7 protein-coding genes are annotated in these 11554 nt (G+C 45.8%); 1 reads left to right on the forward strand and 6 read right to left on the reverse strand.

Going from position 1 to position 11554, the window contains the following annotated elements; all coding sequences use genetic code 11:
- Position 1: 1 nt before the first annotated feature.
- From nuoG to ndhC, 6 genes are all read right to left on the reverse strand, one after another.
- Positions 2–3085, reverse strand: a complete 3084-nt coding sequence (nuoG, locus tag QL982_RS01240) for an NADH-quinone oxidoreductase subunit NuoG (protein ID WP_290161724.1) — start codon at positions 3083–3085, stop codon at positions 2–4.
- Between the two features lie 10 nt (positions 3086–3095).
- Positions 3096–4520, reverse strand: a complete 1425-nt coding sequence (gene nuoF / locus QL982_RS01245; RefSeq protein WP_290161726.1) for an NADH-quinone oxidoreductase subunit NuoF — start codon at positions 4518–4520, stop codon at positions 3096–3098.
- Entirely contained in the window at positions 4517–5026 is a 510-nt protein-coding gene (gene nuoE / locus QL982_RS01250; protein WP_045444735.1) for an NADH-quinone oxidoreductase subunit NuoE, read from the reverse strand. The genes nuoF and nuoE overlap by 4 nt, the downstream gene beginning before the upstream one ends.
- Before the next feature lie 178 nt (positions 5027–5204).
- Positions 5205–6980: an NADH-quinone oxidoreductase subunit C/D gene (nuoC, locus tag QL982_RS01255; protein ID WP_290161730.1), complete on the reverse strand. Its 1776-nt coding sequence runs from the start codon at positions 6978–6980 to the stop codon at positions 5205–5207.
- A 154-nt stretch (positions 6981–7134) separates the two neighbouring features.
- On the reverse strand, positions 7135–7803 hold the full coding sequence (locus tag QL982_RS01260; protein ID WP_021813431.1) for an NADH-quinone oxidoreductase subunit B: 669 nt from the start codon (positions 7801–7803) through the stop codon (positions 7135–7137).
- Positions 7804–7978: 175 nt separating this feature from the next.
- On the reverse strand, positions 7979–8602 hold the full coding sequence (gene ndhC / locus QL982_RS01265) for an NADH-quinone oxidoreductase subunit A (RefSeq protein WP_290161733.1): 624 nt from the start codon (positions 8600–8602) through the stop codon (positions 7979–7981).
- A gap of 813 nt (positions 8603–9415) precedes the next feature.
- Between ndhC and QL982_RS01270 the strand changes: the two genes are divergently transcribed.
- The gene (locus QL982_RS01270; protein WP_290161735.1) at positions 9416–11449 is read left to right on the forward strand and encodes a UvrD-helicase domain-containing protein; all 2034 of its coding nucleotides are present in this window, start codon (positions 9416–9418) and stop codon (positions 11447–11449) included.
- The last annotated feature ends 105 nt before the right edge of the window (positions 11450–11554 follow it).

An 11554-nucleotide genomic window follows, 5' to 3' on the forward strand; every position in this document is an offset into this window, starting at 1 on the left:
ATTACACCTCCTGTGTGGTGATCGGCGCTGTGTTCATTTGCGCAGTATCGTTATCGTTAATCATGTCATTATTGTTCATCATATCGTTAGCCATACTGCCCATCATCGTCACTGGTGCATCCACTTTACGTACCGACGCTGGCATCGATGGGTGAATGATACTCACCTGCCCAACTGGGTAACCGATACAACCTTCTGCTAAGTAACCAACAATCTGTACTGGCAAAGTGATTTGTTGCTTATCAATCTCTATCGCCAAGTAATCACCAGCAGCAATATTCCAGTCCTTAGCATCATCCATACCGATACGCCATGCGGCAACAGGTAATTGCTCAGCGACGATTGGGCTGCGAGAAGCCATCATTGAACTGGCATAGATATTATAGATAGGCACTAGCTTCGCTTGGCCTTGCTGCATATCAGTCGTCGTCGCAGACATCGCTTCCGGCGCAACATATTGGCGTGTCTCTAAACGTGCTAGCTGATCGAACAAACGTACACCTGGATCACCGTTTTTCAGGCTACCACCGACCTTGTCTTGGTATTTGTTCCACGCTTGCGGTGAGTTCCAACCTGCCGCATTGGCAAAAGGAATCATCGAGCTTGGCGTTTCTTTACCGCTATAGCCTTCCATTGAGAAGGTCAAGCCGGTGTCTAAATCTTTTGGTTGCATCGGCTCATGGACGGATATCGGTGCACGCATAGCGGTACGACCTGAATAACGACGTGGCTGACGCGCAATCTTAAGACCAGTCATACGGTAAGCAGCATCAGGTGCAGCGCCTTTGATACCCGCAAGCTTAGGATGGGTTGCGATCAATGCATTGATGACATCATCTAGCTGTGTCCAATCGACATCACGACCTTCGATGCTGCTATGCACTGCATGTAGCCAGCGCCAGCCTTCTTTGATGCTGCTCATTGGATGGTAGTATTCGTTGTCATAGACTTGGAAGAAGCGCTGCGCACGACCCTCAGCCGATATCAATGTGCCGTCTGCTTCTGCAAAGCTAGCCGCTGGCAATACAATATCGACGTCTTTATGCCAATCAAGTAGCTGATGATCTAATGCAATGACCGTTTTATCCGTCAATAGCTGCGTCAATTTATTGGCATCAATGGCATCAGTCAGCTGGTTTTCAGCAACGATAACCACATCGAAATCAGTCGCTAACAACTCTTCTACTGATTGACCGCCGAGCATGCAAACACCCATGCTATTGGCATCGGTAACCGTTAAGTAGATACCTGCTTGTGCCTGATAGCGGTTGTTCACTTCTTTTAATTCGAGCGGTTCGGCAGGAGCGCGTTCTACATCATCTTGCGCTTCTGTATTTACACCCGTTTCAGGCTTGTTTGGCTTAGCAGATAAATCTTGATCTTCTTCAGGCTGGTCATTAGCTGCTTTTACTTTGGCGTTATGCGCTTCAACTTGCTGCTGTTCAGTCGCTTTGATTGCCGCGCGTTTTTGCGTCAATGCTTGAGTAATCTGCGCCGCTGCTTCTATCAATGCGGTAGACGATAAGCTACTACCCGAGATGACCAATGGCTTATCGGCCTGAATCAAGTCATAAGCGATTTGCTGAGCCAACACTTGCATGCCGTCAGTCTCAGTACTGGCATCAGCATCTTGTTCAGCCGCTTGTGGATCTGCTATTTCCGCTAAATCATCAGCGAAACTAGCAATCTCATCAGCGACTTTAAAGCCAAGCTTAGTGATGTCTTCAGGGGTCGCCACTACGCTCACTTTACTGATATCTTCTAGCTTAGTTTGCGTTACATCGATGACATAGACTGGGCTTAACGCATCTTGAGCAATACGCTTAACAGGCTCTGCAAGCCAAGGTTGCGTTTGCAGCGCCGCCGCCATTTTCAAGCCTTCATTTTTTGCGGCTTGACGTACTGACAGCGCGACACGTGATGAAGTTTGCGTGATATCTTCACCCAACACCAATACCGCATCATGGCTTTCGATATCAGTCATGCTAGGGTTATAAATGCCATCAGTACTTAATACTTCGATGCATTTATTGACCAGTGCTTGCTGCTGATGGTTCAAACCTGTTGAGAACTTATCAAAGCCAACGAGATTTTTTAGCGCAAAGTTAGTCTCTAGACTGGCGCGCGGTGAGCCAATACCGATGACTTTTTTATCTTTGATACGCTTGATGGTTTCATCGAGTGCATAGTCAATATTGATTTTGACATGCTTATCATTGATACGTTCAAGCGCTTGGGTTGGGCGATCGTCACGATTGACATAGCCATAACCAAAGCGACCACGGTCACATAAGAAATAGCGGTTTACTTCACCGTTATAGCGGTTTTCGATACGGCGCAATTCACCATAACGCTCACCTGGTGAGATATTACAACCTGCCGAACAGCCATGACAGATGCTTGGCGCATACTGCATGTCCCATTTACGGTTATAACGTTCAGAATGTGTTTTGTCAGTAAATACACCGGTTGGGCATACTTCAGTTAAGTTGCCTGAGAATTCGCTTTCGAACTGACCATCTTTATCACGGCCAAAGTAAACGCGATTGTTTGAGCCATAAACACCCAAATCTTCGCCGCCCGCATAGTCTTTATAAAAACGTACACAACGATAGCAAGCGATACAGCGGTTCATTTCATGCGCGATGAATGGACCAAGCTCTTGGTTGTGATGCGTGCGTTTGGTAAAGCGGTAGCGACGGCGGCTATGACCTGACATATAGGTCATGTCTTGCAAATGGCAATGTCCGCCCTCTTCACAGGTTGGACAGTCATGTGGATGGTTGGTCATAAGTAACTCAACCATCGACTTGCGAAATGCTTTTGCTTCATCATCAGTGACCGAGATGTACATGTCATCGCCAGGAGCGACCATACATGACATCACGAGACGACCGCGACCTGCTTCCATATCTTCTTTGTTTTGGAATTGCTTGACCGCGCACTGACGGCACGAGCCTACTGAGCCAAGGGCTGGATGATAACAAAAATACGGCACATCAATGCCGAGTGATAAACAAGCTTGTAGCAAGTTATCCGCGCTATCTACTTCGACAGTGGTTCCATCAATATGTATGACTGCCATGCCGCTCTCCTTATTTCACTACTGGCTGTTGATTGGCTGCAGCATCAATGATATCTACACCAACCGCCTGAGTGATTTTTTTATCAAACTCTGGACGGAAATATTTAATCGCACTCATTAGTGGCTCCATCGCACCTGGGGCATGCGCACAGAATGTTTTACCAATCCATAAGTCACGCGTAAGGCCTTCTAATTTTTCCACATCGCCTACTTGCCCTTCACCATCATTGATAGCGGTAAGCAGTTTGACGCCCCACGGTAGACCGTCACGGCATGGTGTGCACCAACCGCAGGATTCGCGTTGGAAGAAAATTTCGAGATTGCGAACGAGTGGCACCATATCTTGAGCTTCATCGACAACCATAATAAGACCAGTACCCATACGGCTACCTGCTTTTTGAATGGTGTCAAAATCTACCACCACATCTAAATGCTCAGTGGTTAAAAAGTCAGTCGATGCGCCGCCCGGTAGCCAAGCTTTGAGGGTTTTACCTGCTTGCATACCACCTGCTAAATCTTCAATGATTTCGCGCGCCGTATAACCAAATGGTAATTCCCATAGACCTGGGTCGTTGACCAAACCTGAACAACCAAACAATTTGGTGCCTGGTGTCTGGCTCTTGCCTTTGATAGTAGATAATGACTGATACCATTCGACGCCATGGTTCAAAATCGCTGGCATGTTGCACAAAGTCTCAACGTTGTTGACTACCGTTGGACGACCCCATGCACCAGAGATTTGCGGAAAAGGCGGTTTGGTACGTGGGTTAGCACGGCGACCTTCTAGACAATTAATCAGTGCGGTTTCTTCACCACATATATAGCGGCCAGCGCCCGTATGCACATGTAGATTAAAACTAAAATCTGAGCCTAAAATATTCTTGCCCATTAGATTGTTGGCCAAGCATTCTTCAATGGCAGCGACCAAACGTTCAGCGGCCAAGATGTACTCACCGCGGATAAAGATATAACCGTCAGTGGCACCAATCGCATGTGCGGTAATCAACATACCTTCAATCAGCTGAAACGGTAGACGCTCCATTAATAGACGATCTTTAAACGTGCCCGGCTCCATCTCATCTGCATTACAAATGAGATAGCGTGGCAAACCATCCGGCGGCGACATAAATGTCCACTTCAAACCAGCATTAAAACCTGCACCGCCGCGGCCTCTGACGTTGGCAGCTTTGATCATATTGCCGACTTCTTTAGGCGATTGACTCAAGGCCTGCTTTAAACCAGTGAAACCTTTTAGAGATTCGTAGGTGGCCAAATCAAGTACTGCATCATGATGTGCTAGACGCCATGTTAACGGCTTGGTTTCGCTAGTCGCTGTGGCTTTATCACCATAAATTGGAATGCGCTGCTCATTAAGCTGGCTTGGTGCTTTGCCTTGGCTACGTTGAGCAATCTGCTCTGAAAGTGTTAATCTCATGCGTATAGCTCCAATAATTGCGTTACTTCTTCAGGCTGGACAGGGCCATAGGTGTCTTCGTCAATCAACACAGCAGGACCCTTATCACAGTTACCTAAACAGCAAATTGGCAATAGCGTAAAACGACCATCAGCCGTCGTCTGACCATATTCAATACCCAGCTGCGATCTGATTTCAGCCGATAACGCCTCATAACCTGTCAAGAAACAAGCCACTGAATCACAAATAAGGATGACGTGGCGACCGACAGGCTGACGATAAATACGGTTAAAGAAAGTAGCGACCCCGTCCATATCTGACATTGGAATGTCTAGAATATTGGCAATGGCATTCACTTGTGCATCGTCGACCCAGCCGTTGCGCTTTTGCACAATTTTTAGCGCATCTAACGAGGCGGCACGCGCCTGTGGGTAATGGTGCATGAACTCATGAATAGCCGCAATTTCCTCGCTAGTGAGGATGCTTGCCACATCTACTTTTGGCATTTTGTCGGAAACAATTTTCATAGTCTTCTATCTGTCCTCACTCATCACGCTTTATCAGCTAATAGCGACAGTTTTATGAGTGTCGCTACATGGCAAAATATCAGCATTTTGGTGTGCCATTTGGCAATGATATATTGATAAACGTATTTCTTTAATAACGATAATTTTCTAATCAAAGCACTAGTCTTAGATCAAAGTATTAGCGATCACAATCAGCCATCACAATATCAATCGATGCCAGATACATAATGGCATCAGAGACGAGCGAACCATTAATCACTGATGGCATCTGCTGCAAATGCGCAAATGTCGGCGTACGGATACGGGTACGATAACTCATCGTCGCCTTATCTGAAGTGATGTAATAGCTGTTCAAACCTTTGGTCGCTTCTACAATCATCGTACATTCGCCCGCTGGCATCACAGGACCCCAAGATACTGAGATAAAGTGGTTAATCAGCGTCTCGATATCATTTAATGTACGGTCTTTCGGCGGTGGCACAGCCAATGGATGATCCGCTTTATAAGGGCCTTGTGGCATGTTATCCATGCACTGACGGATGATACGCAATGACTGACGCATCTCTTCGACTTTTACCATACAACGGTCATAAGCATCACCGTTGTAGCCAACTGGCACTTCAAAGTCGTAATTTTCATAGCCCATGTATGGACGTGCTTTACGCAGATCAAAGTCAACGCCTGTCGCACGCAGACCTGCACCAGTGACGCCCCAAGCCAATGCTTGCTTGGCATTATATTGAGCAACCCCTTGAGTACGGCCTTTGAGCACGCTGTTTTGTAATGCTGCTTTGACATATTCGTCCAAGCGTTTTGGCATCCAATCTAGGAATTCACGAACCAGACGCTGCCAACCACGTGGCAGATCAGCAGCCGTACCACCGATACGGAACCAAGCGGGATGCATACGATAGCCAGTCACGGCTTCGATGACGTCATAGGCTTTTTGGCGATCGGTAAACATATAAAATACAGGGGTCATACCGCCCGCATCCTGAATAAACGTACCAACGAATAGTAGGTTATTGGTAATACGGAAAAACTCGCTCATCATCACGCGGATGGTTTCAGCGCGCGGTGGAATCGTAATCCCTGCAAGCTTTTCGACCGACATGATGTACGGCAGCTCATTCATCACACCACCGAGATAATCAATACGGTCGGTATAAGGAATAAATGAGTGCCATGTTTGACGCTCAGCCATCTTTTCTGCACCGCGATGGTGATAGCCGATATCAGGGATACAGTCGACGACTTCTTCGCCATCAAGCTGTAGCACCAAACGGAAGGCACCATGAGCAGAGGGATGGTTAGGACCGATGTTCAAGAACATAAAGTCTTCATCACGACCTGAACGTTTCATGCCCCATTCTTCTGGGACAAACCGCAGATTTTCTTGCTCATATTGCTGCTTAGCCGTATTCAAGAAGTATGGGGTAAATTCCGTCGCACGCGCATGATACTCTTTACGCAGTGGATGACCTTCCCAATATTTTGGCAATAGGATACGGGTCAAATGCGGATGGCCCGTAAAGACAATACCGAACATGTCCCATACTTCACGCTCATACCAGTTGGCATTTGGCCAAATATTGGTGGCGCTAGGTACATTGACATCGTCTTCGCTCAGCGCGACTTTTATACGTACGTCACTATTGCGCTCAAGCGACATTAGATGATAAAACACCGTAAAGTCACTGTCAGGTAAGCCTTGACGATGTTGGCGTAAACGCTCATCTATCGCTGACAAGTCAAATAGCATGACGTATGGCTGTGGCAATTTACGCAGGAATAAGAGAACATCGAGCAAATCCGCACGCGCAACCCACACTGTTGGAATCTCATCAACAGTATGCTGCACGACAAACTTACCGGCATACTTCTGCTCCAGCTCTTTGATAACCGCTGGGACAGGCTTAATCTTAGGATCTATGTTTTCGACTACCGTGACCATGAATGATGTATTCCTTCATTAATCATAACTGAACTATGTTAGTCATAACCGAACTATGTCAACCATAACTAAGCTATGTTAATCATAACCGAACTATGATGAGGGCATAAAATATTGATGTTGTTGCTATCGCTATAAATCTAAACGCACAAATCTAAATACTGTCTGGACTACGCAAGTTTTTAACAGCGATACGATCTGCTTGCTTACGGTCACGCTCAGGCGTCATTTGTGGCTGATAGATACCTTGCTCATTGACATGAATGCCCAGCGGACGACGCTCTTTAGTAATAGATTCTTGCAATAACATCAAGCCTTGAATCAACGCTTCTGGACGTGGCGGACAGCCTGGCACATAGACATCGACTGGAATGATTTTATCCACGCCTTGTACGACAGAGTAGATATCATACATACCACCAGAGTTGGCACAGGCACCCATTGAGATGACCCATTTTGGCTCAAGCATTTGCTCATAAAGACGTTGAATAACAGGTGCCATTTTGACAAAACAAGTACCAGCGACGATCATGACATCTGCTTGACGAGGCGAGGCACGAATAACCTCAGCACCAAAGCGTGACAAATCATGAACGGCTGTCAGGGTGGTGGCGTATTCTACATAGCAACAAGAAGTACCAAAGTTAAATGGCCATAGTGAGTGCTTGCGCCCCCAGTTTGCTGTCGAATGGACGAGGTCTTCGAGACGACCCATAAAGACGTTTTTATTAACTTCGTCTTCGATAGGGTCATTGACCGTTTGACTGGTCTGTGCAGGATAGGTATCTGCATCGGGGTTGGCTTTTGTTAATGTGTATTTCATAACATACAACCTTCATATTAGGCTTGGCGTGGCAATCATCTTGCGCGCGCTGTCACCATAATTTTATTATTAATAAGTGGCTAATCATCAGCGATCATTAATACAAACAGACTGACGTCTTTATCTCTTGCTACCCGTCTTTACAAACTCTATGAGCCAAAATCATCAACTGGCATTAACGCTCAGTTTTATCTTGTTTAGCAGACGTCGCAAAATCCACAGACGTAACGTTACCCGTGGTATTAATATGATCGATGTTTTGTAGATGACGACGATTGGTCTCAATATTGTTCGAAACATTGATTTGACCAGATGACTGCGCTGGCACTTTACCCGTCGGATCAACCATCAGCTCATGAGCACCATCAAACTTGGTGATGTCTGCTAAGTTAAAACCAGCAGGCGCAGCATAGAGCCGTGCCTTTTTGCGCAGTTTATCAGCAGGTGCCCAGTTCATCGCACCCAAACTCAGCTCATAGATCAAACCGATGATTAAGATGGTGATAAATATGGCAGCAGCGGCAAAACCAAGCCAGCCAGCCTCACGTACTGAAACGGCGTAAGCATACAAATACAGCGCCTCTAGATCGAAGATGACAAAGAAGATTGCCACCAAATAGAATTTGGCAGACAAACGAATACGGGCGTTGCCAGATCCGACAACACCCGCTTCAAATACTTCTTCTTTTTGTGAGCCTTGAGAGCGACCGCCAAGCAAACGCGGCACGACCAGCATAAAGACAACTAGCCCAATGGCGGCTAAGATAAAAGCAATGGCTGACCAATTAAAAGCAGACATGATAATACGTGCTCCTCACCCAATCGAGTGTTAGACACAGCGCAAGCAATGACCCACCAAGGTCATCTTGCGACAGGTATAACGCAGACGAAAACACGATGCAACTGTCACTATATTTAAGTAACTGCCACTGTGTTTAAGTAACTGTCATTGAGTCACATGTTAGGTATTTTGCTAGTAATAACCAATTATCAAGCATATTGACGACGATGTCAGACGTGACCAACTGTAGAGATTCCGGTATGCGCGCGGATAAAGGCTGGTCGCCCAACGCATCTTCTAACAACGTAAGATCAACGTATTAAATCAATATCATATTCGACTGCTTACTTAATTGATTTAATAGCTCATTACACGTGGTCAATAGAGACGAGACAACTGGCATAAATTATTTACGTACTATACGCATATCAGTGCCCAAAAGCTAGTTTTTAACTGTATTGAACGGTCACTTTCTGTGTAAAAAAAATGTGTTTTTTTTACTATGAATTATGATATAGACGTTACCTTATATTAACCCCAAATCCATGCTTTTGATTATGAGCAACCACTGCCACGCTATTTATCAAAAATCAAGTGCCCGAATACCCCTTTTTCATCACCCAAGTCCTCCCCCAAAGTGACTGTTTTTGCTTTATAATGACCCACCTGATTTTTATGGTATTTCACCTTCAAACCTGAAACCCTATTATTCTTATAATAAATATGATTAAGATATCGCTACGATAGCGATTTTGATGATACGCACCGCTTGCAGGTAGCGGTACGGCATCAACACCCCCTTCTCTTCGCTTTTGTCTTACAGGTCACGTTATGAGTCAACTCAATCCCAAACAACAAGAAGCCATGCTCTACGTATCTGGTCCATTACTTGTACTCGCAGGTGCAGGCTCCGGTAAGACCTCTGTGATCACGCGCAAGATTGCTTACTTGATCGAAGAATGCAACATGCCAGCTGAGCGTATCACGGCAGTGACTTTCACCAATAAAGCCGCACGTGAGATGAAAGCCCGTGTCAGCAAACTGCTGCCAAGTGAAAAGATGCGCGGTCTGACCGTGTCGACCTTTCACCAGTTCGGCCTACAGTTTTTGCGCTATGAGCTGATTCATACCCCGCTAAAGGGGAACTTCTCTATCATGGACAGCGACGACAGCAAGCGACTGCTGATGGAGCTGATGATGCGTGACAACCTAAGTGGCGCTGAAAGTCGTGAGTTGGTCGGCAAAGCAATCAAAATGATTTCGGATTGGAAAAACGATCTGATTGAGCCTGACAAGGCAATGGAAACATTAGACGATCCAGAAGATATGATTTTTGCCACGTTGTATGCATTATATGAGCGCAATTTGCGTGCTTATAACGCTGTCGATTTTGATGACTTGATTGTCTTGCCAACGAAAATACTGCGCGAAAATAGAGAGCTACGTGATAAATGGCAAAACCGCATTCGTTACCTCTTAGTCGATGAATATCAAGATACCAATACCGCCCAGTATGAAATGATTAAGTATTTGGTTGGCCCGCAAGGCCGCTTCACCGTGGTAGGTGATGATGACCAATCTATCTATGCGTGGCGCGGGGCAAAGCCTGAAAACATGGCGCTGCTAAAGGAAGATTTTCCTAAGCTCAAAATTGTCATGCTAGAACAAAACTACCGCTCGACCACTCGCATTTTGACCTCAGCCAACGCAGTCATTATGAATAATGAGCATTTATTTGAAAAGAAACTGTGGTCAGATAAAGGTCAAGGCGAAAAAATTCGGATTATCAACTGCCGTAATGATGACGATGAGTCCGAACGCGTAGCAAAAGAGATTGTCACTCATAAACTGCGCTTTGGTAATGAGTGGGAGCAATATGCTGTCCTTTATCGCAGTAACTTTCAGGCGCGGATGTTAGAAGCACAACTGCGTCAGCTACAAGTCCCTTATAAGTTATCGGGTGGTCAGTCGTTCTTTGCACGCAGTGAAATCAAAGACATCATGGGGTATCTGCGTCTGATTTTGAACCCCGAAGATGACAGCGCATTTTTACGCATTATCAATACGCCTAAGCGCGGTATGGGACCTGCCACGCTAGAAAAACTCGGTCTGTTTGCGCAAGAGCACAGCATATCGCTATTGGCCTCTTGTACCCACGCTGGTCTGACTCATGTATTGCCGTCAAAGGCTTATGGTACGATAAGAGAGTTTGGTGAATTTATCGAGCACTATACGCGTGAGTTGGATCAACATCCTGACCCTGTGCCAATCGTACGCCAGATGATCGATGAGACGGGATATATTGACTTTGTGCGCAGTGATGCCAAAACGCCGCAACAAGAAAAAAACCGTATTGATAATATCGATATGCTCTATACCAGTATTCAATCTTTGATTAATCGCGCTGAAGAAGACGAAGATCGGACGATTGATACCATCATTCGTAAGCTGGTATTGCTTGATATGCTGGAGCAGCAGCAAGAAGAAGAGAATACCAACAAGGTCAACTTAATGACTTTGCATGCCGCAAAAGGCTTGGAGTTTGATTTCGTTTATATCATGGGACTTGAGGAAGAGATGCTACCGCATCGTAACTCTATCATGAGCGAGACGGTCGAAGAAGAGCGCCGTCTGATGTACGTGGGCATTACCCGTGCACGCCGTGAGCTCACATTGACGCTAGCCACACAGCGCCGTGCAGGTGGTCAGATGCGTGTTACTTCAGAGTCACGATTTTTAGATGAGTTACCAGAAGATCACATCGACTGGCCAGCCAAAGCGAAAAAGAAAAAAGCCACCAAAGACCCAGAAGCAGTTGCTGATGAGTATTTGGCAAATATTAGAGCGTTATTAGGCAATCGCTAGCCTTAATGAAAATGCCTAAATAAGAATGCTTGAGAACACACGCCTGAGACTGGGCGAAAAATGACTGCTTTAATTGTTATTTATATTTTTTGAAAACCTTGGAAA

The organism is Psychrobacter sp. 5A.1, assembly GCF_030407455.1.
Lineage (GTDB): Bacteria > Pseudomonadota > Gammaproteobacteria > Pseudomonadales > Moraxellaceae > Psychrobacter.

Excerpts from the sequence above, each read along its gene's own strand:
- nuoG (WP_290161724.1), bottom strand. The coding sequence starts at position 3,085 with ATGGCAGTCATACATATTGATGGAACCACTGTCGAAGTAGATAGCGCG.
- nuoF (WP_290161726.1), bottom strand. The coding sequence starts at position 4,520 with ATGAGATTAACACTTTCAGAGCAGATTGCTCAACGTAGCCAAGGCAAA.
- nuoE (WP_045444735.1), bottom strand. The coding sequence starts at position 5,026 with ATGAAAATTGTTTCCGACAAAATGCCAAAAGTAGATGTGGCAAGCATC.
- nuoC (WP_290161730.1), bottom strand. The coding sequence starts at position 6,980 with ATGGTCACGGTAGTCGAAAACATAGATCCTAAGATTAAGCCTGTCCCA.
- QL982_RS01260 (WP_021813431.1), bottom strand. The coding sequence starts at position 7,803 with ATGAAATACACATTAACAAAAGCCAACCCCGATGCAGATACCTATCCT.
- ndhC (WP_290161733.1), bottom strand. The coding sequence starts at position 8,602 with ATGTCTGCTTTTAATTGGTCAGCCATTGCTTTTATCTTAGCCGCCATT.
- QL982_RS01270 (WP_290161735.1), top strand. The coding sequence starts at position 9,416 with ATGAGTCAACTCAATCCCAAACAACAAGAAGCCATGCTCTACGTATCT.